Raw genomic sequence first — 21,302 nt, forward strand, 5'->3', positions numbered from 1 at the left:
CGGACGGCAGACGCCGGATGTCAGGCATCGGGCGTCAGGCGTCAGGCGTCAGGCGCGGCAGGTCCCGGTGGACCAGTCGACGGTCGCGGCGGCCTGCGAGTACTGCCACTCGGGCGCGAGCAGGTCACGGTCGAGCTGCGCGGCCGCGCCGCGGCTCTCGACGATGTAGCCGAAGTCCTGCAGCCAGGCCGGGTACAGGTTCTTCGAGCCGATGTAGAAGGCCGAGTCGTCGACCGAGACCAGCTTGTGGTGCAGCGCGTACGGGTGCCCGTCGGCCCAGGTGGCGGTGGGGGCGGCGCGGAAGGAGGCGAGCTGAAGGTTGCCGCAGAGGGCCGCGGCGGCCTTGCCCTGGTCGCCGGTGAGCGCGGTGAGCCTGGCCTTCAGGACGTCGCTGATCTCGGCGAGGGACTTCATCTGCGAGTAGCCTCCGCTGCCCACGGTGCCCCGGTTGGCCGGGTCGCTGACCACGATCCGCACCTTGACCCCGGCGGCCAGCTTGGCGGCCAGCGTGTCGTAGAGCCGGGAGTCGTAGCGCGAGAGCGGCGGGCAGGTGCCGTTCAGGTCCTGCTGGGAGATCTCGACGTGCCGCTGGGCGCTGCCGACCAGGGCGCGCAGGGCGTTCTCCTCGGGGTTGACGGTCTCGTAGTCGCGGTCGGCGTTGGTGTTGTCGTGCAGGGTCAGCGGGCCGCACTTGGCGTCCGCCGCCCCGGGGACCGGACCGGGCTGGTAGCGGGAGGAGGGGTCCGCGTCCTTGATGCCGACGCCGAGGCCGCCGACGGCTATCACCGGGACGTTCCCGGTGGCGGGGGCGGGCGGGTTGAGCTCGCGTTCGATCGACGGGCGGCAGGCGCCGCCGTCCGAGGAGGCGAACCAGGCGTTGTCGAACAGGCCGGTCCGGCCGCAGGTCCACTCCCACAGGGTGTCCAGGTAGCGGCCGGCGGAGGTCGCGGCGGGGCCGGTGAGCGCGAGGTCGACGTCCGAGACGGGGTGCGCGGTGTCGAGGTAGTCCTTGCTCCAGCCGTTGATGCCGCCGGTGAGGACAGTGCGCCCGTCGACCACCAGGAGCTTGGAGTGGTTCCAGGAGAAGGCGGTGCGCGAGGCGGTCATCGAGGCGATGTTGAGGCTGACCGAGGAGGCGGCCGGTCCGAGCTTGGCGACCAGCTCGTCCCGGTAGCGCGACGGCAGCACGTTGGCGTTGTACAGCGGCGCCGCGCCGACCAGGATGCGCACGACCGGGCGGTGCCCGGCGGCGACCGAGGCCTTGAGCCCGGCGACCAGGGCCTCCTCGAATCCGCCGTCGGGGAACGGCGCGAGGGTGGAGACGTCGACGGTCCGGGTGGCGGCGGAGACGTCGGCGGTCATCTTCGCGAGCAGCGCGCGGGTGCCGGGCCGGTCGGTGCAGGTGGCGTCGCCCCAGCAGGCGGGCGTCTGGAACAGCCAGTCGGCGGGGCCGCCGGCGCGGTCGGCGCCGGCCAGGGCGTTGCCGTCGGTGCGCTGCCAGACGGTGCCCTCCAGGCCGGGCGACACCTGGCGCAGCACCTGCTCGACGGCGTCGAGGTGGGCGGTGTCCGTGCCCTGCGCGGGCGCGGGGTCGGCGTGGGACGGCGCGGCCGGCAGGACGGTGAGCAGGGTGCTGGCCGCGACGGCGGCGAGGGCACCGCGCAGAGCGCGGCGGGGTCGGCGGGAGCCGGGTCGGTACACGTGAGGATCCTTCAGAACATGACAGGCGTTGTGCTGTTCGCCTACGAGACACCCAGAGACTACCGGCTGGTAACAGTCCGTCAAACTTGGGCATGACAAGAGCGCGGACGGGCCCGGCCGCCCCCGGCGGGTTCCGGCCCACGCCCCTGAGCTGCACCGACGCCGCCGGCCGAGCGACCGCGCAACCGCCCGGCAGCTGTTCGCCGCCCGGGGGATCACGCCGCGGGCGGTCGGCGCGCAGCGCGGCCCGGCCCGGCCGGACCCGGCCGACGGAGGAGTACGGACATGCCGCCGCGCCGTTGCCGGAGGATCATGAAAGCAGTGGACGCGCCGGCCCCCGCGCCTCCCCGGATCCGCCGATTCACCGCGTCGCCGAGTCGCCGAGTCACCGAGTCGCAGATCCACCGGATACGCCGGATACGCCGAGCCTGTCGGTCCGCTGCCAGGCCTCACCTCCTGGAGGTCCCCGTGAACAGCTCACCCGCGTCACGTCCCGCCGGGCCGATCGTCGTCGGTACGGACGGCTCGGAGCCCTCCCGCAGGGCCGTGCTCTTCGCCCTTCGCGAGGCACAGCTGCGGAGAGTCGGCGTACGGGCCGTCTGCGCCTTCGGCGGCCGGCACGCCGATCCGCCGGACCGGGCCATGACGGGCTGGTTCCGCCCGAGCGGCGATCCGGAGCCGCATCTGCACGACGCCGTCGCCCGCGAGGTGACGGACCTGGTCGAGGAGCTGCGGCAGCAGGTCGGCGAACCGTATGTCGAGGTCGAGGTGCGCTGCGAGCACGGCCGCCCCGCTCAGGTCCTGCTGGAGGAGAGCCAGGACGCCGGTCTGCTGGTGGTGGGTACCCGCGGTGCCGGCCGCTGGGGCCGGCTCGCCCTCGGCTCGACCAGCACCGAGATCGTCCACCACGCCCGCCTCCCCGTCGTCGTCGTACCGCCCGAGCCCGGCGCCGCACCCGGGTGAACCCCCGCGCCCGCCGTACCAACCCTCGCCCCGGCCACCCGCTGCGACGGTTCTGCCCGGCGTCCCGTCGAGGCCCCGCAGACACGTGCGCCGGGGAAGGCCGGCGTCCCCGCGTTCACCATGCGCGGGGTGGCGTTCGCCGGGTCGCGGAACACCCGGTGCGACCGCCCCGCCACGAGATCGATCCTGCCCACGGCCGCCGTACCGGACGGCGGGGCGCCGCCCGCCTTCCGGGACACCCGGGTCGGGGCCCCCGCACCAGGTGTCCGTCCGGTCAGCCGGGGACGGTGGCGCCACCGCGTTTCCCGCTCGCCGCCACCGCGGCCGGGCCCGTCGTCCCGGGCACCGCGCGCCAGGCTCGGGCGGCGAGTACACCGGAGGCGAGGGCCACGGCGCCGAGGGCGGCGGAGGCCGCGGTGAGGCCCAGGGTGGCGCCGAGCCAGCCGGCCAGGGGGTAGGTGAGCAGCCAGCAGCCGTGGGAGAGGGAGAACTGGGCGGCGAAGACGGCGGGGAGCTCCTCGGCGGCCACCGAGTCGCGCAGGACCCGGCCGGTGGGGGTGAGGATCAGCGAGCCGACCGCGCCGAACGCCGCCCAGACGGCGAGCAGGACGGGCCAGCGCCAGGCGCCGGGTCCGGCGGCGGTGAGCGCGGCGAGCAGGCCGAAGAGGCCGACGATGCCGAAGGCCGCCGGGAGCATGACGGTCCGGTCCGGCAGCCGGTCCAGCACCCGGGGCAGCAGCAGCGCCACGACCATCGACCCGGCCCCGTAGGCACCGAGCGCGATCGGGACGTCGGTGGCGGGGCGGCCGAGCGGGCCGCGGACGTAGACCACGGTGTTGACGATCACCATCGCGCTGGCGGCGGCCGCCGCGAGGTCCAGGGCGAGCATCGCGCGCAGCCGGGGCACGGCGAGGAACAGCCGGGTGCCGCGGACGGACCGGGCGAGGACGCCCCCACCGGGCCGCGCCCGGTCCTGCTTCGACCGGAACGGCTCCGGGCCGCCCTGCCCGACCGGCTCCGGCCGGACCCGCTTCGGCAGGGCGGCGGAGACCACCAGGACGGCGGAGGCGAGGAACCCGGCAGCGGTGCCCCAGAACAGCCAGTTGTAGCTGATCAGCGCGAGCAGGGCGGCCGCGAGCACCGGGCTGACCAGGCTCTCGGTGTCGTAGGCGAGCCGGGACAGCGACAGGGCGCGGGTGTACGCGCGCTCCTCGGGCAGCACCTCGGGGATCACCGACTGGAAGGCCGGGGTGAAGGCCGCCGAGGCGGACTGCAGCACGAAGATCAGGACGTAGACCTGCCACACCTCGGTGACGAAGGGCAGGGTGAGGGCGACGCCGGCCCGGGTGAGGTCGGAGGCGGCCATCAGGCGTCGGCGCGGGATGCGGTGGGCCAGCGCGGTGACCACCGGGGCGATGCCGACGTACGCGAGCATCTTGATCGCCAGTGCGGTGCCGAGCACCGATCCGGCGTCCGCTCCGGCGAGGTCGTACGCGAGGAGGCCGAGCGCGACGGTGGCGAGGCCGGTGCCCACCAGGGCGACGATCTGGGCGGCGAACAGGTGCAGATAGGTGCGGTTGCGCAGCACGGACAGCATGGGGGACCCCGCTCGGACTGGGCGCGGCAGGACGACACGACCAGGATAGGTCAACATGTGCACGCATGTGCACATGTTGACGAAAAGGCGGCCCGTACCCCGGAGGGCACGGGCCGCAGAGCCGGAAGGTACGGGTCAGTCGTGCGGGGGAAGCTCGCCGATCTGGTGGTCGGCGACGCTCAGCGCCTCGTCGACCAGCCGGCGCAGGTGGCCGTGGCGCAGCGCGTAGACGACGCGCCTGCCGTCCTTGCGGGTCGTGACCAGGCCGGCCAGCCGGAGCTTGCCGAGGTGCTGGCTGACCGACGTCCGGGGGGCCCCGGTCGCCTCGGTCAGCGTGGTCACGTCGGCCTCACCGGCGCTCAGCCGCTGGAGCAGGGCGAGCCGGGTGCGGTCCGCGAGCAGCGCCAGGATGCCAGCCGCGGCCTCCAGCCGCTCGTCGTCCCGATGCTCCTGCGCATGGTGTGCACCTGATATCCGAAGGCTCCCGCTCATGGCGCCATCGTAGGGCCCCGGGACCGGCCCGCCGAAGCGCCGCGGCACCGGCCCGGGCACCGCCCGGCCGGAGGGGCCCCCGTGGGCTCCTCCGGCCGGGTCGTCATCTCACACGGTCACGAGCTCACGCGGTCACGAGCTCACGCGGTCACGAGCTCACGCGGTCACGAGCTCACGCGTTCATGCCCCACAGGAAGCCCGGCACGGGCGTGTAGCGCACGTACGGACTCCACTCGTCGCCCGGCGGGCAGGGGGTGGGCGGGCACGGCGGCGGCGGGCACTTGCTGTCCTCCACCGTGATCGCCACGCACGGGCAGTCCTTGCTCAGCCCGACCTCGGTCACCGCGTGCCGCGGCAGACTGTAGCCCTCGGGCGCGGAGACCTCCTGCCAGTAGTAGGTGCCCAGCGGGAGACCGCTCGCGGAGCAGACTCCCGACGCGGGGGTGACGCACGGGGCGCCGACGGCCGTGTCCGGGTTCGACCCGGAGGTCTGCAGACCGGGCACGCCGTTGGTCTCGCGCCACAGCTGGAAAACCGCGCCCGCCAGCGGCCGGCCCGTACCGGCGTCGACCTTGGTGACGGAGGTCGACCCGCTCGGAGCGGGCGTCTTCCCGTCCCGGACGGTCACCTGGATGTTCTGCCCACCGGTGTCGAGGACCACCGTCGTCACCGCGGGCCGCGGCAGGTCGTAGCCGGGCGGAGCCGCCGTCTCCTGCCAGTAGTACGTCCCCAGCGGCAGGCCGTCCGCCGAGCAGACGCCCGACGCCGGCGTGACGCACGCGGAACCCACGGCGGTGTCGGGGTTGGCCCCGGAGGTCTGCAGACCGGCCACGCCGTTGCTCTCGCGCCACAGCTGGAAGGAGGCACCCGCCAGCGGCCGCCCGGTGACGGAGTCGACCTTGGTGACGCCGGTGGTACCGGTGGGAGCGGTGGTCTGGGTGTCGGCGACGCCGACCGGGGTGTGCTGCCCGTTCATGTCCAGCACCACGGTGGTCACGTTGAGCTCGGGCAGCTCGTACCCGTCGGGCGGCGAGACCTCCTGCCAGTAGTAGGTGCCCAGCGGCAGGCCGTCCGCCGTGCAGACGCCCGACGCGGGGGTGACGCACGGGGAGCCGACGGCGGTGTCGGGGTTGGCCCCGGAGGTCTGCAGACCGGGCACGCCGTTGGTCTCGCGCCACAGCTGGAAGGTCGCGCCCGCCAGCGGCTGCCCCGTCCCGGCGTCGGTCTTCGTCACGGTGGTGGACCCGGTGGGGGCGGTGGACCCGGTGTCGGCGACGTTGACCGGGGCGCTCTGCCCGTTGGTGCTCAGCACCACGGTGGTCACGTTGAGCTCGGGCAGCTCGTACCCGTCGGGCGGCGAGACCTCCTGCCAGTAGTAGGTGCCCAGCGGCAGGCCGCTCGCCGAGCAGACGCCCGACGCCGGCGTGACGCACGGGGAGCCGACGGCGGTGTCGGGGTTGGCCCCGGAGGTCTGCAGACCGGGCACACCGTTGGTCTCGTGCCACAGCTGGAAGGTCGCGCCCGCCAGTGGCTGCGAGGTCGCCGAGTCGATCTTCGTCACGCTGGTGGAGCCGGTCTCGACGACCGGGCTCCGGGTGTCCCGGGCGGTGACCGGGACGTTCTGGCCGTTGGTGTCGAGGACCACGGTCGTCACCGCGGGCTGCGGCAGGTCGTAGCCGGGCGGAGCCGCCGTCTCCTGCCAGTAGTAGGTGCCCAGCGGCAGGTCGGCGGTGGAGCAGAGGCCGTTGCTCCCGGTGGTGCAGGGGGCGCCCACCTCGGTGTCCGGGGTGGTCCCCGAGGTCTGCAGGCCCGCGACGCCGTTGGTCTCACGCCACAGCTGGAAGGTCGCGCCCGCCAGCGGCTGCGAGGTCGCGGAGTCGACCTTCGTCACACTGGTCGACCCGGTGGGAGCCGGGGGGTTGCCGCAGTCCGGGAGGTCGCCGTTGAAGGGGTAGGCGTGGAACTCGGTCCCGGTCATGCCCGAACCGGAGTTGTGCAGCAGGGTGCCGGTGGTGAAGAACCGTCCGTTCAGCCCGGGCAGGCTCATCGTGGCGGTGCTGGCCGGGTTGCCGACCAGCACGCTGCCCTGGAACTGCCCCGATCCCGTGAGGGTGACGGTCGTCGCGGTGGGGAAGTTCCACAGCAGTCGCTCGCGCAGCTGGTTCCAGGGGTCGGTGTCCTGGAGGCTGCCGCTGTAGGTGTTGATGGTGCGGGCGCCGCCCACGAGGTTGACGAGCACGGTCGCGTTCGCGGGGATTCCGGCGAACGCGACGCCCTGGGTGGAGCCGCCGCGCCCGACGATGTCGAAGTCGACGTTGAAGACCTGGAGGGCGGAGGTGCCGTCGCCGGTGAACAGGGTCTGGAACCCCTGGTTGACGGCGGTTCCGGTGGCGGGGCGGGGCGTGCCGACCCCGGCGTAGCAGGCGCTGGCCGTCTGCAGCTCGCCGCGCAGCGGCGTGTAGGCGGCCACGGCCCGCGGGTCCTGGACCTTGGTGCCGGTGATGGTGCCGGTGGCCGTGCCCGCGTACCGGACGACGCCTCCCTCGGCCAGGAGCGACTGCCCCGGGGCCACGGTGACGTTGCCTCCGGCGGTGAGGAAGTCGGCCCCGTCCGGCGGGGGGACGCGCGAGCCGACGCCGACGATGCCGATGTTGTAGACGGAGCTGACTCCGGCGGCCTTGTTCATGCTGAAGGAGCCGAGGGTCACCACGTGCCCCTCGGCCTCGGCGGCCGAGCCGCTGACGTTGAAGTCGCCGCCGACGAAGATGTTCACGCCGGCGTCGCGCCCCGCGAAGGGCCCGTTGTTGACCGGCGGGAACGTCGCCGGGCAGTCCGCGCCCAGGCAGGGCCCGAGGCCTCCCGGGAGGCCGGCCGCGTAGGCGGCCGTCGGTGCGACGAGCGACATGCCGAAGGGGACGAGCGTCAGGGCCAGGGCGGATCCCATCACCCTGCCGAGTTTTCGTCCCCAGCCGACGGCAGCTGTCGGATGCTGACTGGGCTTCACGTCAGTCCTTTCATCACATGACCATAAAGACAACCCTCGGAGTGTTCTCCTCGAAGCCGCGAGCGGCGGCGACCCACCGGTGTTTTCGTCTGAACGCTGCGCCAGGTGCACCCGATCGGACGCGCGCGCAAGGACCCGCGGACACGGCGCCGGCGCACCGGCAGGGTCTCCCGGCCCCGGATTGGGGTCCTCCGGCCCTGATGCGCCGTCAGCGCCGCCCCCATCCTGGACGCGTCGAGGCCCACCCGCCGCCTCGCCCGAACGACACCACGAGTCCCCGGAGGACCCGCATGTTCTGCTTCCAGTGCGAACAGACCGACCGCACCGGCGCCACCCCCGGCTGCGCCGGTCCGATCGGCAACTGCGGCAAGGATTCCCCCACTTCGGACCTCCAGGACCTGCTCGTCCACGCGGTCAAGGGCATCTCCCAGTACGCCGCCAGGGCCCGCGCCCTCGGCGACCCGGACGACGAGGCGGCCGCCTTCGTCCTGTACGCGGTCTTCACCACGCTCACCAACGTCAACTTCAACCCCACCCGCTTCGCCGCCCTGATCCAGCTGGCCATCGGCGTCCGCACCCGGGCCAAGGAGCGCTACGAGCGGGCCGCGCGCGCCGCCGGCCAGGAGCCCCAGACGCTCACCGGGCCCGCCGCCTGGATCCCCGGGGCGGACCCGGCGACGCTGGTGGGCCAGGCCCCGGACGTCCGGGTCAACCTCGGGCTCCCCCTGGTCGGGCCGGAGGTCGTCGGGCTCCGCTCGCTCCACCTCTACGCGCTCAAGGGCATCTGCGCCTACGCCCACCACGCCGACGTGCTCGGCCGCCGCAGCGCCGAGGTCCTCGGCGGCGTCGAGGACGCCCTCGCCTACCTGGCCGACGAGCCGACCGACCCCGCCGAGCTACTGGAACGCGCCGTCGGCCTCGGCCGGCTGAACCTCGCCGCGATCGAACTGCTCGACGCCGCCAACACCGGCACCTACGGCCCCCAGCAGCCCACCACGGTGCGCACCACCCCCGTCGCCGGAAAGGCGATCCTGGTCAGCGGCCACGACCTGCGGGACCTGGAAGCCGTCCTGGTGCAGACCAGGGACCAGGGCATCAACGTCTACACCCACGGCGAGATGCTCCCCGCCCACGCCTACCCGCTGCTCAAGGCCCACCCGCACCTGGTCGGCAACTACGGCGGCGCCTGGCAGGACCAGCAGCAGGAGTTCGCCGCCTTCCCCGGCCCCATCCTGATGACCTCCAACTGCATCATCGAACCGCACGTCAGCTACCGCCGCCGGATCTACACCGCCGGACCGGTCGGCTGGCCCGGCGTCCGGCACCTCGCCGACCACGACTTCCGTCCACTGATCCAGGCCGCCCACGCCCTGCCCGGATTCCCGGAGACCGCCACCGGCGAGGAGGCCGTCACCGTCGGCTTCGGCCGGGACGCCGTGCTCGCGGTCGCCGACCAGGTGGTCCACGCCGTACGGCAGGGCACCATCCGTCACTTCTTCCTGATCGGCGGCTGCGACGGCCCCACCCCCGGACGCGACTACTTCACCGACTTCGCCCTCGGCGCGCCCCGGGACAGCGTGGTGCTCACCCTCGGCTGCGCCAAGTACCGCTTCAACCGGCACGACTTCGGCGAGATCGCTGGCCTCCCCCGGCTGCTGGACCTCGGCCAGTGCAACGACACCTACTCCGCCATCCGGATCGCCACCGCGCTGGCCGACGCCTTCGAGTGCGAGGTCAACGACCTGCCGCTCACCCTGGCGCTGTCCTGGACCGAGCAGAAGGCCGTCGCCGTGCTGCTCACCCTGCTCGCCCTGGGCATCCGCAACATCCACCTCGGCCCCTCGCTGCCCGGCTTCCTGACCCCCGCCCTGGTCGACGAGCTGGTGAAGCGGTTCGACCTGCGGGTGATCGGCGACCCGGCGGCCGACCTGGCCGCGGCCCTCGAACGGACGGCGTCATGAGCACCGCCGACCCGGTGGAGGCGAGCGGCTCGCACCCCGTCACCCTCACCACCAGCGACGGCGGCCGACTGGAGTTCGACTGCGCCCCCGGCCGCAGCGTCCTGGAAGCCGCGGCGGAAGCCGGCGCCGCCCTCCCGGCCTCCTGCCGCCGGGGCACCTGCGGCTCCTGCCACGCCTCGGTCACCGACGGCCCGTACGAACTCGGCCCGCACAGCGAACAGGCCCTCCCCCCGGGCGAACGCGAGCACGGCGAGGTGCTGCTCTGCCGCACCTTCCCGTGCGGACCGCTGACCGCCGCCCTGCCGTACGAACAGTCCCGCATCCTGTACGGCGGCATCCCGGTCCGCGAAGCCACCCTCACCGCGGTGGAGCCGGTGACACCGGACACCGTACGGCTGGAGCTGCGCCTCGACGACCCGGACTGCCAGTTCGACCCGGGCCGGTTCATGGAGCTCCAGGCTCCCGGCAGCGAGGTCGGCCGCGCGTACTCCCTCGCCAACACCGGCAACTGGGAGGGGCGCCTGGAGTTCTTCGTCCGACTGCGGCACGGCGGGCACTTCTCCACCTACCTCGCCGACCGGGCCCGCCCCGGCGACCGGCTCACCGTGCACGGCCCGCAGGGCGCCTTCGGCCTCCACGAAACCGGCCTGCGTCCACGCTGGTTCGTGGCCGGCGGCACCGGCCTCGCCCCGCTGCTGGCGATGGTCCGCCGGATGGCCGAATGGCAGGACCCGCAGCCCGCCCGACTCCTCCTCGGCGTCAACGAACCGCAGGACGTCTTCGGACTGGACGAACTGGCCGCCGTGGCCGCCGAGTTGCCCGGCTTCCGGTACGACATCTGCGTCCGGAAGCCCGGTCCCGACTGGTCCGGACCGACCGGCACCCCGGCCGACCTCCTGGCCGCCGCCCTCCCCGAACTCGGCACCACCACACCCGACCTGTACGTCTGCGGCCCGCCACCCCTGGTCGACGCCGTCCTGCACACCGCCGCACTCGCCGGCGTCCCGTCCGACCAGATCCACCGGGAGCGCTTCCTGGCCACCTGACCCCCGCCGCCCCCGCCCCTCACCCGCCCGGGCCGCCCCCGACCCGATCGGCGGCGGCCCGCAGCCGTTCCGGACTCCCGCCGCAAGCCGCGGCGTTGCACCAAGGCCCCAAGAGACGGTTTTCCACGGACCCAACCGCTCGGGCAGGTCACACCAGAGCACACCAGTGCGCACCCAGCGCAAGATCCCGTCGGTAGTCGCCCGGAAAAGTCCCCCAGGGACCTTCCGGCAGCAGGAGGACGATCGCGAGGAAGGACTCACCCATCAGTCCGCTCATGGAGCCGGCCCGGCAGGATGCCCGGATGGAGATTCGAGCGCTTGCACTCTCACGAGAGTGTTCGCCCCGTACTGCACAGGGCGAAGAACGGGGTCGATCTCGGCAAGGATTTCGTGCAGCTGACGAGCCCCCAGAGCCACGCGGTCGTCAGTGTCCCTCAACATCTCCTCGCACAGCCGCATCGCGTTGTCCCGGTCCTCGGAGAAGATGCTGAACACATCGAGGATTGCGGTGTGGATCCACTCGCTGTGATTCGAGTCGGCGACTGCCAGTGCCGAGGCAATAACCGCCAACCCCACTTTGTCCTTTCGCCGGAGCACGGCTTCCGCAGTCACCCGGGTGACGAAGGTGTCACCCGGGTCGAGCACGAGCTCCAGCAGTGGCCCGCGGGCCTCCTGCATCTCGGCGAAGCCCGCCAGGCCGTGACCGGCATCCGCCCGGTCACGGTAGTCGTGGCTTCGCCCGAGTTCCCGGAGCGTGACGACAGCTTCATGCCGCCGGTCTCTGTCCACCTGCCTACTCGCCCTCCCCCGATTCGCGGTCAGAGTACCGCCGAGGAGGTCCGGGCCGCCCAACTCCGCCTCCATCTGCGCCACATCCTCACCGCCCTCTGGCAGTTGAGGCCTGAAACCGTGACGGCCATCGACGTCCGTGTCGGCCCTGGTGGCGGTGAACACGGGTCCGCCGTGGGGTGGATCTGGAAGACTGCTGCCCGGCGCGAACCGGTGTCAGAGTCGGGGAGCCGGATGGGTAGGAGAGCCGCTGTGGAACCGGTCTTGATCGTTCTGATCGTTCTGGTGCTGTTCCTCTTGAGTGCCCTGGTGAAAGCGATCCGGATCGTTCCGGAGGCCAGCGCCGCCATCGTGGAGCGCTTTGGGCGCTACACCCGCACGCTCGACCCCGGTCTGCACCTCATCGTCCCGTTCATCGACACCCTTCGATTCCGGGTTGACCTGCGTGAACAGGTCATGGCGGTTCCGCAGCAGCAGGTGGTCACGCAGGACAACCGGCGCGTCGACATCGACATCGCCGTCTCCTACCAGGTGTCCGATGCCAGGGCCGCCACCTACGACGTCACCAGCTACGTTCAGGCAATCGAGCAACTCGCGGTCGCTACGTTGCGCGGCATGGTCGACGGCATGGACCTGGAGCAGGCCCTGACCTCCCGCGAGGAAATCATCGCGGCCCTGCGCGGTGCGCTCGACCGGGACACGGCCCGCTGGGGTGTCCGGGTCCACCGCGTCGAGTGCAAGGTGGGCGCGCCACCCGCCTCCCTCCAGAGCCCGACGGTGAAACGGGTCAGCGCCGACCGGCACGGGGGTCCCGTCGTCCCGGTCGGCGAGAACGGAGGGGCACGTGGCACACCGCGGTCGCCCGTGCGGGCCGGACTCGCCCCCGGACACCGTCCGCTGCGGCAGGATGATCCTCGCCGTATCGGCCGCTACCGCCTGACGGCGGTGCTGGGCCAAGGTGGGATGGGTACGGTCTATCTCGGCCGGTCTCCCGGGCAGCGCCTGGTGGCGGTCAAGGTCATTCGGTCGGAGCTCACCGAGGATTCGACCTTCCGGAGGCGGTTCGCCCGCGAGATCGAAGCCGCAAGCCTCGTCGGCGGGTTCCACACCGCGTCGGTGGTCGACGCCGATCCCCACGGCGACCCGCCCTGGCTGGCCACCGAGTACATCCCCGGCCCGTCACTGCACGACGTTCTCAGGCAGCAGGGTGCCCTGCCCCCGAGGACTCTGCACACCCTCGCAGTCGGCGTCGCCGAAGCACTCGAACGTATCCATGCCTGCGGCATCATCCACCGCGATCTCAAACCCGGCAACATCATCGTCTCCGGTGCAGGACCCCGCATCATCGACTTCGGCATTGCCCGGGCCCTCGACAGCACCGGACTCACCAGTACCAACTATGTCGTCGGCACCCAGGGGTTCCTCGCCCCGGAACAGCTCATCGGCGGATCGATCACGCATGCCGTGGATCTCTACGCCTTCGGCATGGTGCTGTGCCATGCCGCCGGAGCCGCGCCGCTCCCGGACGGCGAATCCCTGGCGTCTGCCCTCAGCCTGCTGCCCTCCCGGTTCGTCGACGTCATCACCCTGTGCCTCGACCACGATCCCCGGCGCCGTCCGACGGCCACCGACGTACTCGAACTGCTCTCCCGGAATCCGTCGGCCGGCGACTGGTTGCCGCTCCCTGTACGCACGATGGTCGACCTGTACAACCCGACGGCCGGCTCGACATTCTGATCGCTGCGGCTGGGACAGGGCTGCCACGGCATCTCCTCGCCTGTGCGACGAGCCCCGACATCCGGGCCTGATCGCGCCGGTCGGCGGTCAGGGGCAGCTCCGCGTGGGCGGAGCGGACACCGTTCCGTCCCTGGACTCTTCTGTCGGAGTCCCGTGCGATGCTCAGCCGTCATGGACACCCAGCAGTTCTGGAATCTGATCGAGGAAGCCCGCTCGCAGGTGCCGGCTCCGGACAACGGCTACGCCGTCGCTCGCCGGGCCGGCGCGCTCCTCGCGCTTCGCCCCGCCGAGGAGATCGTCGGGGCCCAGCAGGTCCTGTGGAACCTGATGGCCCACTCGTACAGGGCTCCGCTCTGGGGCGCCGCCTACCTGATCAACGGCGGTTGTTCCGATGACGGATTCGACTACTTCCGCGGCTGGCTGATCACCCAGGGCCGCACGACCTTCGACAGCGTCATCACCGATCCGGACCGGCTCGCCGTACTCCCGGCCGTACGGGCCTGTGCCACTGACGGAACCGACGTCGAATGTGAAGAAACCCTGACCATCGCCTGGAATGCCTACCAGGAAGCCACCGGAGAAGACCTTCCCGGCGATGCCTTCACCATTTCGTACCCGCTCCTGGACCCGGACTGGAACTTCGACTTCGGCGACGACAACCAGCTGAGCCGTCGGCTGCCACACCTGGCAGCGCTCTACTCGGACTGACGAAGCGGACATCGAGGCGCCGCTCGAGACCCGGGCCAGGAGCGGGCCACCTCCACGGTCGCGGGACCAGGGTTGGAACACGGTCGGCCGCGAAGTGGCCGACCTGCCGCACGCGCTGATGCCGGTCACGCCCGGAGAGGCGTGACCGGCATCAGCATGTGGAGCGACCGGCGCCCCGTGTCACCCGATCTGGATGGCGGCAACCCTCGGCGGTCGGTTCGGGAAGGTGATGTCGGTCCAGCGTTCGATCCTCACGGAGTCACCGTTCACGTCGTAGTAGGTCAGGTCGTTGTTGCCCGTGGAGATCCGGTCGACCCACCAGCCGCCGAAGTCGGTCCTCCCCCCGTTCGCGTAGCAGTCGACGCTGTCACGGCCGTCGAGGTGCGACCAGATCTTCAGGAAGTCATTGCGGCCCCCGTCGCACTGGACGTGGTCGATGGCGAAGGCGTCGCCGCCCGGCAGGCCGACGGTGGCCGTGGCGGCTGCGGCGAACGCCATGGCCATGGAACAGATGGCCCTCTTGGTCTTCGAGATCACGGATTCTCCCTCGTGCAAGCCCCGGGGCGCGGCCCGGCACTGTCAGTGGCATCACGTCATGACGGAACGGTGCTCGGCCGATTCCGGTCCAGCTCCTCCCGGCCGTGCCTGTCGATGACACGGCCGCATGACCCGGACCCTCAACGTAGTGACCCCCGTCCCCCGTCCGGCCGCAACACTCCGAGTGCGAACCGGCGGGCCGAGACATCACCCGATCGTGGCGCTCACGTGCGAACGGCGGGCGGCCGGCGCGTGCGAGGTCCCGTCCGGGACGGCTGCGGTCAGCCGAGTCGGTTCTGTGAACGACACCGCCATTGACGATGAGGCGCAGGTTTCGCTCGGGATCGGGGAGGGCGACCAGGTCGGTGGTCGGGTCACCGGCGACGACCAGGCGGCCGACCGGAGCTCCCGGCGACGTGACCGGCCCACCGCCCGGAGAACCGCTGTCCGCAGCCCGTGACACGACGAACACACTCCTTGACACCACACCACGACCCAGAAGAGGCAGGGGCCATGCTGCGCCGCAGGTCAGGCAGCGTCCGTTCCGCCAGCGCGGAGGTGACCCGCTGTCGGTCGTTGCGGACGAGGAGTTGTTTCCCGGCGCCGAGCACCTCCGGCTGGTCCTGCTGCAGCCGTAAATCCCGCCGGGTCGATATGTGTTGGCCGGCCGGCCCGAGAACGGGGAGACTCGGGTGCTGTGGACATGGGGATTTCTGGTTTCAAGCCGTCGTTCGTGGTCGGGGTCGACGCGACTCGGCAGGCGCACGGATCACGCCTGGCGGCGCTGACCGGTAGACGGCTGACGGGGTTCGCACTGGTGCGGTTCGTCGAGGACGGGGACTGGTTCGCCGACTGCCCGGTGGTGCTGGACTTCGACGGTGTCCAGGTGGAGGTCTGCCACTGGAAGCTCGACGAACTCTCGATCGGCTGGGACACGATCGACATCACGTCGACCATCACCGGGTGGGAGGGGTTCGAGCTCACGCCGCAGTGGTCTCACAGCGACGAGCGCCTCGAACCGTTCGTCGGCCAGGAACTGCAGGAGGTAGCGCTCCTTGAGCGGCGGCCGGCGGAACGTGACCTGGCGGCTGGAACGGTGGCGGTGGAATTCGTCTTTGCCAGCGGCCGCCTGCGGATCGTCAACGGCCTTGACGAGAACCTCATCGAGGTCAATGCGGCCCGACCTGACGACGTCCGACACGGGCTGGACCGCTGAGTTGCTGCTGCTCGGTCGGTTTCCGGTGATCTCGATGTCCGGCAGCAGGGCGGCCTGAGGTCCCTGTTCGATGTGATCGTGTTTCGTGCGACGATCCCGGCATGGCGAACCTTGATGCTTCCTCTGCCGAGCGCCGCGCGGGTACAGGTAGGCCGGGTGGAGCGGCCCGGAGCTCTGCCCTGGCTGTGTTGGGGGCGCTGTTGGACCGGTCGCTGGTGCAGATTGCCGACGCTGCCGCCGACGCCCGGTGCTTCGACCGGGAGGCGATCCGTGCGGCAGCGGACGTGTGGGACAACAACACCCTCCCGCTGTTTCGGGCGGCGACGGCCGGCACGCGAAGCGCGCGTGAGCGTCGGGCGCTGGCAGCGTTGGAATGGATGGCCGGCCTCGGTGAGGAACGGCGCACCTGGATGACCGAGCAGGCGACGGCTGCCGGATATTCGTTGGACGGGCTTCTCGCACCCCGGAAACCGTCCACTCCGAGCCGTGACCATCTGGGGCGGGTGATGGCCCCGGTGATGTCGCTGACCACGCACACCGCAACGAGCCTGGCCGCCGACTACGACCTGCCGTCGGCCGAGGTGCGCGGCCTGCAGGTCGAACGAGCCGGCAGCCGTCTCGACGGCCGGCTCGGACTCGTTGTCACCCGTTCCTATCCCGTCGACGACGGCACCTCACCCGAGAGCGCGACGCTTGACATACGGCTGCGCGACGTCACCGAGGTCCGCTTCGATTCCCATGACGCGCGGGGTGTCGTCCTTCGGCCGCGCGCTGACGGCGTGTCCATCACGCTGGGGGCCCGAGGGGTGATCAGCGCGGTGATGGCCGACCTTTGCCCGGACGACTACTGCTGGCACCTGTCCTCGGCCGGGCGCCGGGCCGACACAACCACACCACCCCGCGACGCGCGGCCTGCTCACGCCACCTCCCCGCAGGAGGGGCGCCTGAGTGCCAACGCCATGGCCGCAGCGACCGTCCTGCACCGCGCCATGCTGCACGTCCGCATGGTGCGTGACGCCGAGCGCGCGGACCGGGTCCCGGTGCACGACTTCCACCGAGCCTTCACCGGAGCCGGCACGGCGATCCTCGCCGCAGGTGCCCACCGTCTGTCCCACCGGCGAGAAGCCGCGTTCCGCGACCTGATCGAGACTTGGGTCCGACGTGGCGGCCCGGCCCTCACGGACTGGTTCACCATGCAGCTCGGGGAGACCGTCCACCGACCGGATCTCCTCAACGGCTGTCATGACCTGGACCGACGACGCCTGGCCGCCGGCGCACCGCAGCAGCCCGCTCCGAACCCCGCGGCGGTCCCCGGCCCGGTAGAGGTCGAACTCCGGATGGCCGCCTACACCTCGGCACACACACGCTACGGCGCAGACCGTGCCGCCAAGGCCCTCGTGCACCTGGCCGTTCCGCCGCACTCCCAGAACGCCGAGAACGCCCCGTGGCGACTGCGCGCCATGCACGGCTCCGACCCCGCCCACTTCCAGTTGCAGACAGCGGCGTTCCAAGGCGTCAGCCGGCCCCGCGTCACGGTTGACGCCAATGCGCCCCGCCGCTTCGCCCTCCACGACGGAGCCCTCAGCATCACACAAAGGGAAGGACCGCACCCCTGTCCGCCGTCATAAGTGCGTCATCGTCCGGGGCGGGAAGGGGACTGCTCCCCCTCGGAGGTGCTCGCCCGAGTGGGGAGGGCGTCGATGCCGGGGACGTCTCCGCCTTCCTGGACTCCGCCGGCACCGTGCGGTCGCAGGTCCTGCTCGGGGCACGTGACACGGCCTCGGTCCGACTGCCCGGCGTGGGCCCGTCGGGAGGCGTCCTGGCGGGCGGGCGCCGTTCCGGGGCTCGTCGGGAGGAGCGGGGCTGGGGGCGGGCTACTCCACCGTCCGGTCCGGCTCGGCGGCCGGGGCGTTGTACTCGGCGAGGGTTTCGCGGGTGAAGCCGAAGAAGTAGGTGGCCAGGAAGCCCGCGAGGTAGCCGGTCAGCAGTCCGCCGCCGTAGACGGCGGCGCCCGCGAGGAGTCCGTGCGGGCCGGCCAGCAGGGGGAAGAGGGCCCAGCCGGAGGGGCCGATGGCGGTGGAGCCCACCGTGCTGCCGAGTTGGCCGGCGACCCCGACGAAGGCGCCGCCGGCCGCGCCGCCGATGCAGGCGGTGATGAAGGGGCGCCCCAGCGGCAGGGTGACGCCGTAGACCAGGGGCTCGCCGACGCCGAGCAGGCCCGCCGGGAGGGCGGACCTGATGGTGGCCCGGATCGAGGCGTTGTGGCGCAGCCTCAGGTAGACGGCCACGGCGCAGCCGACCTGCCCGGCGCCGGCCATGGCGAGGATCGGCAGCAGGACGGTGGAGCCCTGCTGCTGGATGAGGGTGGTGTGGATCGGGATCAGTGCCTGGTGCAGGCCGAGCATGACCAGCGGCAGGAAGAGGCCGCCGAGCACGAGTCCGGCGAGCAGGCCGCCGTGGGCGAGCAGCCAGGTGGCGGCGTGGCCGATGGCGGTGGAGATCTCCCCGGCGACGAACATCAGGCCGAAGAGCGCGGCCAGCCCGCCGAGCAGCACGGTGACGGTGGGGGTGATCAGCACGTCCAGGGCGGCGGGCACCACTCGGCGGGTCCAGCGTTCCAGGTGGACGGCCAGCAGTGCGGCGCCGAGCGCGCCCACCACGCCGCCCTGCCCGGGGGTGAGGTGGTGGCCGAAGGCCTCCACCTTGGTGACCCCCGCGTAGACGATCACGCTGGCCACGGCTCCGCCGAGCACGGGTGTGCCGCCGAACTCCTTCGCCGTGTTGTAGCCGACGAAGACGGCGATCAGGGACATGAACCCGGAGGAGACCGGGCCGAGGGCGGCGACCAGCGCCGGTGCCCAGCCGAGGTTGGCGAGGGCCCCGGCGAGACCGGCGACGATCCCGCATCCGATCAGGGCGGGGATCAGCGGGACGAAGATGTCGGCGATCCGGCGCAGCGCCCGTTTCACCGGGGTCGCGTTGCGTACCCGGGCGCGCGCCCGGATGTGCTCGCCGCGCCCGGCGAGGTCCTCGGCGGTGGGGGCGGCCGCCGGTCCGTCCCGTCCGGCGGCCGCCTCCCGTCCGGCCGCTCCGCCGGCCGCGCCGACCCCGGCCGGCGCCCCATCCGCCCCATCCGCCCCATCCGCCCTGCCCACCCCGCCCGGCGCACCGGGCGGTTCCAGGAGGTGGCGCAGCCGCGCGGTGACCCCGGCGACGGCGGCGGGTCCGAGCACGATCTGGTAGGTGTCGTCCTCGACCGTGCCCAGGACCGCCGGCAGCGCCCGGAGCGCCTCGGTGTCGACCAGGGAGCGGTCCGCCAGGCCCAGCCGCAGCCGGGTCATGCAGTGGGCGACCGAGCGGATGTTGGCGGCGCCACCGACGAGCGGGAGGATCGCCTCGGCCACGGCACGGTTCTTCTCGTCCGACATGCCGGGTGACGTACCCGGGTGCTCCCCCGGCTCAACCGCCGTCGTACGCGGCGGTGCTGAGCCCGGCCACCGGTTCCGGGGCGGGATCGGCGCCGAGCCGGGCCACCGCCTCCGGGGCGCCGGGGCCGGCGTCGGCCCGGTCCGGGAGCCGGTCGTCGTCGGCTCCCGTGGTGCGCACCCGGTGCACGTACCGGTCGATCAGGTGGCGCAGCACGGTGGCGGTGGTGACGACGTCCGTCTCGGGGACGCCGTCCAGCGCGTCGGCGAGCCCGATGATGTTGGCCTGTTTCAGGCGGTCCAGCACCTCGCGCCCACCGGGGGTGATGGCGACCTGGCGGGCCCGCCGGTCCTGGGCGTCCTGGCTGCGTTCCACCAGTTGCTGGCCCTGGAGGCGGTCGATCTGGCGGGTGACGTGGGAGGGTTTGACCATCAGGCGGTCGGCCAGGTCGCTCACCCGGCTGGCTCCCGCGCCCTCGGCGAGCGCGCGCAGCAGGTAGACGTCCGATCGGGCGGCGGTGATGCCGGCCCGGGCGGTGCGGCGCTCGTGTTCCTGGGAGCGCGTCAGCAGGTAGGCCAGTGTGGCCAGTACGTCCTCCAGGCCGTCCAGGCCGTCCGGGCTCTGCGGCCCGCGGGCGGTGGTCCGATCGTCTTCGGCGTCTTCTTCGTCCGACATGGGGGAACTGTAGCGATCCGGTTCGGGCGGTGGCCGGGGCGTGGAACCGTGGCCGGATTTCGGACAGATTCGGCCGACGCCCGGTGCGCCCTTCCGCCACCACGGAACGCGAGCTACCGTGACGTTCAGTTAGTTGCTTTCGGCACGTAAATATGGCCCGGCTCAACTCCCGGAAGGGGATTCACTGATGGCCACCGCCGAGAAGACCCCGCGCTTCACCCACCCCGCCGCCCGCGGCACCTGCCCGTTCGCCCCGCCGCCCGCCTACGGGCAGGCCCGGCAGGAGGAGCCGGTCAGCCGCGTCTCCCTGTGGGACGGCTCCACCAGCTGGCTGGTCACCCGCCACGAGGACATCAAGGCGGTCCTCGCCGACGCCCGGTTCAGCTCCGACTCCACCCGGCCCGGCTTCCCGTTCATCAGCGCGGGCGCCCGGCAGCTGAACACCGGCCGGCCCACCATCGTCCGGATGGACGAGCCCGAGCACTCCCACTTCCGCCGGATGCTGACCGGCGAATTCATGATCAAGAAGGTCGAGGCGCTGCGCCCCGAGGTCCAGCGGATCGCCGACGAGCTGCTGGACCGGATGACCGACGGGCGCTCCGGCGCCGACCTGGTCCGCGAGTTCGCGCTGCCGCTGCCGTCCCTGGTCATCTGCCTGCTGCTCGGCGTCCCCTACCAGGACCACGACTTCTTCCAGGAGTGCAGCCGCGTCCTGCTGCGCCGCGACTCCACCGCCGAGGAGGTCACCGCCGCCCAGACCAAGCTGGTCGACTACCTGATCGAGCTCACCGAGGCCAAGCGCGCCCGCCCCGACGACGGCATCCTCAGCCGCCTGGTGGAGCGCGGCGAGCTGAGCACCGAGGAGATCGGCGGCATGGGCCGGCTGCTGCTGATCGCCGGACACGAGACCACGGCGAACATGACCGCGCTCTCCGTGCTCGCCCTGCTGCGCAACCCCGACCAGCTCGACCACCTGCGCGAGCACCCCGAGTCCGTGCCCGGCGCGGTCGAGGAGCTGCTGCGCTACCTGACCATCGTGCACTCCGGCGTGACCCGGGTCGCCACCGAGGACGTCGACCTGGGCGGGGTGAGGATCGCGGCGGGCGAGGGCGTCATCTGCATGGTCAACACCGCCAACCGGGACGAGCGGGAGTTCCCGGACGGCGACGAGCTCGACCTGACCCGCGACGCGCGCCGCCACCTCGCCTTCGGCTTCGGCAGCCACCAGTGCCTCGGACAGCCGCTGGCCCGGCTGGAGCTGCAGGTCGCGCTGACCACCGTCCTGCGGCGGCTGCCCGAACTGCGTCTGGCCGTACCGTTCGAGGAGATCCGCTTCCGCGGCGAGATGCTCGTCTACGGCGTCCACGAGCTGCCCGTCGCCTGGTGACCCGGGCTCCCCCGGGAGCCGCCACGACCCCGTCAACCCACCTGCCCCTCCGAGGAGTTCACC

At 72.3% G+C, this 21,302-nt stretch carries 16 protein-coding genes; 8 read left to right on the forward strand and 8 right to left on the reverse strand.

Annotated features, from left to right (window positions below):
• Nucleotides 1–48: 48 nt before the first annotated feature.
• A complete protein-coding gene (locus tag ACFVVA_RS23245) occupies nt 49–1,701 on the reverse strand; it encodes a phospholipase (RefSeq protein WP_387692193.1) in 1,653 nt (550 codons plus the stop codon).
• Between the two features lie 468 nt (nt 1,702–2,169).
• On the opposite strand from ACFVVA_RS23245, the gene ACFVVA_RS23250 reads away from it, so the two are divergent.
• Nucleotides 2,170–2,664: a universal stress protein gene (locus ACFVVA_RS23250; protein WP_387692194.1), complete on the forward strand. Its 495-nt coding sequence runs from the start codon at nt 2,170–2,172 to the stop codon at nt 2,662–2,664.
• Nucleotides 2,665–2,938: 274 nt separating this feature from the next.
• Here the strand turns inward: ACFVVA_RS23250 and ACFVVA_RS23255 are convergent, their stop codons facing one another.
• From ACFVVA_RS23255 to ACFVVA_RS23265, 3 genes are all read right to left on the reverse strand, one after another.
• A complete protein-coding gene (locus ACFVVA_RS23255) occupies nt 2,939–4,261 on the reverse strand; it encodes an MFS transporter (protein WP_387692196.1) in 1,323 nt (440 codons plus the stop codon).
• Between the two features lie 135 nt (nt 4,262–4,396).
• A complete protein-coding gene (locus ACFVVA_RS23260) occupies nt 4,397–4,753 on the reverse strand; it encodes an ArsR/SmtB family transcription factor (protein WP_380540857.1) in 357 nt (118 codons plus the stop codon).
• Between the two features lie 172 nt (nt 4,754–4,925).
• Nucleotides 4,926–7,697, reverse strand: coding sequence for a SpaA isopeptide-forming pilin-related protein (locus tag ACFVVA_RS23265; protein ID WP_387692297.1), 2,772 nt, complete (start codon nt 7,695–7,697; stop codon nt 4,926–4,928).
• A 350-nt stretch (nt 7,698–8,047) separates the two neighbouring features.
• On the opposite strand from ACFVVA_RS23265, the gene hcp reads away from it, so the two are divergent.
• Nucleotides 8,048–9,718, forward strand: coding sequence for a hydroxylamine reductase (hcp, locus tag ACFVVA_RS23270; protein ID WP_387692199.1), 1,671 nt, complete (start codon nt 8,048–8,050; stop codon nt 9,716–9,718).
• Nucleotides 9,715–10,764 (forward strand): FAD-binding oxidoreductase, encoded by a 1,050-nt coding sequence (locus tag ACFVVA_RS23275; protein WP_387692200.1) that lies wholly within the window; start codon nt 9,715–9,717, stop codon nt 10,762–10,764. Before hcp ends, ACFVVA_RS23275 begins: the two co-directional genes overlap by 4 nt.
• A gap of 273 nt (nt 10,765–11,037) precedes the next feature.
• On the opposite strand, the gene ACFVVA_RS23280 is transcribed toward ACFVVA_RS23275, so the two are convergent.
• Nucleotides 11,038–11,718 (reverse strand): hypothetical protein, encoded by a 681-nt coding sequence (locus ACFVVA_RS23280; protein ID WP_387692202.1) that lies wholly within the window; start codon nt 11,716–11,718, stop codon nt 11,038–11,040.
• A gap of 99 nt (nt 11,719–11,817) precedes the next feature.
• Here ACFVVA_RS23280 and ACFVVA_RS23285 point away from each other — a divergent pair, with 99 nt between their 5' ends.
• Both ACFVVA_RS23285 and ACFVVA_RS23290 read left to right on the forward strand, forming a co-directional pair.
• Entirely contained in the window at nt 11,818–13,290 is a 1,473-nt protein-coding gene (locus ACFVVA_RS23285) for an SPFH domain-containing protein (RefSeq protein ID WP_387692204.1), read from the forward strand.
• Between the two features lie 171 nt (nt 13,291–13,461).
• Entirely contained in the window at nt 13,462–13,998 is a 537-nt protein-coding gene (locus ACFVVA_RS23290) for a DUF4240 domain-containing protein (RefSeq protein ID WP_387692206.1), read from the forward strand.
• A 180-nt stretch (nt 13,999–14,178) separates the two neighbouring features.
• Here ACFVVA_RS23290 and ACFVVA_RS23295 read toward each other — a convergent pair whose 3' ends face one another.
• Nucleotides 14,179–14,496, reverse strand: coding sequence for a beta/gamma crystallin domain-containing protein (locus ACFVVA_RS23295; protein ID WP_387692299.1), 318 nt, complete (start codon nt 14,494–14,496; stop codon nt 14,179–14,181).
• A 742-nt stretch (nt 14,497–15,238) separates the two neighbouring features.
• Between ACFVVA_RS23295 and ACFVVA_RS23300 the strand changes: the two genes are divergently transcribed.
• Together ACFVVA_RS23300 and ACFVVA_RS23305 are read left to right on the forward strand one after the other, a co-directional pair.
• Complete coding sequence (locus ACFVVA_RS23300) at nt 15,239–15,751, forward strand: hypothetical protein (RefSeq protein ID WP_387692301.1); 513 nt, start codon at nt 15,239–15,241, stop codon at nt 15,749–15,751.
• A gap of 215 nt (nt 15,752–15,966) precedes the next feature.
• Nucleotides 15,967–17,379: a hypothetical protein gene (locus ACFVVA_RS23305; RefSeq protein ID WP_387692208.1), complete on the forward strand. Its 1,413-nt coding sequence runs from the start codon at nt 15,967–15,969 to the stop codon at nt 17,377–17,379.
• A gap of 246 nt (nt 17,380–17,625) precedes the next feature.
• On the opposite strand, the gene ACFVVA_RS23310 is transcribed toward ACFVVA_RS23305, so the two are convergent.
• Complete coding sequence (locus tag ACFVVA_RS23310) at nt 17,626–19,179, reverse strand: PTS transporter subunit EIIC (RefSeq protein WP_387692210.1); 1,554 nt, start codon at nt 19,177–19,179, stop codon at nt 17,626–17,628.
• A 31-nt stretch (nt 19,180–19,210) separates the two neighbouring features.
• Nucleotides 19,211–19,852, reverse strand: coding sequence for a MarR family winged helix-turn-helix transcriptional regulator (locus tag ACFVVA_RS23315; protein WP_387692212.1), 642 nt, complete (start codon nt 19,850–19,852; stop codon nt 19,211–19,213).
• 187 nt (nt 19,853–20,039) lie between these two features.
• Here ACFVVA_RS23315 and ACFVVA_RS23320 point away from each other — a divergent pair, with 187 nt between their 5' ends.
• Nucleotides 20,040–21,239 carry a cytochrome P450 gene (locus ACFVVA_RS23320; RefSeq protein WP_387692214.1) on the forward strand — a complete coding sequence of 400 codons (1,200 nt, stop codon included), beginning with the start codon at nt 20,040–20,042 and terminating at the stop codon, nt 21,237–21,239.
• Nucleotides 21,240–21,302: the final 63 nt, after the last annotated feature.

Origin of the sequence: Kitasatospora sp. NPDC058048, assembly GCF_042885555.1 — a bacterium.
GTDB lineage: Bacteria > Actinomycetota > Actinomycetes > Streptomycetales > Streptomycetaceae > Kitasatospora > Kitasatospora lactacystinica.

Excerpts from the sequence above, each read along its gene's own strand:
- ACFVVA_RS23275 (WP_387692200.1), top strand. The coding sequence starts at position 9,715 with ATGAGCACCGCCGACCCGGTGGAGGCGAGCGGCTCGCACCCCGTCACC.
- ACFVVA_RS23315 (WP_387692212.1), bottom strand. The coding sequence starts at position 19,852 with ATGTCGGACGAAGAAGACGCCGAAGACGATCGGACCACCGCCCGCGGG.
- hcp (WP_387692199.1), top strand. The coding sequence starts at position 8,048 with ATGTTCTGCTTCCAGTGCGAACAGACCGACCGCACCGGCGCCACCCCC.
- ACFVVA_RS23320 (WP_387692214.1), top strand. The coding sequence starts at position 20,040 with ATGGCCACCGCCGAGAAGACCCCGCGCTTCACCCACCCCGCCGCCCGC.
- ACFVVA_RS23295 (WP_387692299.1), bottom strand. The coding sequence starts at position 14,496 with ATGGCGTTCGCCGCAGCCGCCACGGCCACCGTCGGCCTGCCGGGCGGC.
- ACFVVA_RS23265 (WP_387692297.1), bottom strand. The coding sequence starts at position 7,697 with ATGGGATCCGCCCTGGCCCTGACGCTCGTCCCCTTCGGCATGTCGCTC.
- ACFVVA_RS23260 (WP_380540857.1), bottom strand. The coding sequence starts at position 4,753 with ATGAGCGGGAGCCTTCGGATATCAGGTGCACACCATGCGCAGGAGCAT.
- ACFVVA_RS23310 (WP_387692210.1), bottom strand. The coding sequence starts at position 19,179 with ATGTCGGACGAGAAGAACCGTGCCGTGGCCGAGGCGATCCTCCCGCTC.
- ACFVVA_RS23300 (WP_387692301.1), top strand. The coding sequence starts at position 15,239 with ATGGGGATTTCTGGTTTCAAGCCGTCGTTCGTGGTCGGGGTCGACGCG.
- ACFVVA_RS23255 (WP_387692196.1), bottom strand. The coding sequence starts at position 4,261 with ATGCTGTCCGTGCTGCGCAACCGCACCTATCTGCACCTGTTCGCCGCC.
- ACFVVA_RS23290 (WP_387692206.1), top strand. The coding sequence starts at position 13,462 with ATGGACACCCAGCAGTTCTGGAATCTGATCGAGGAAGCCCGCTCGCAG.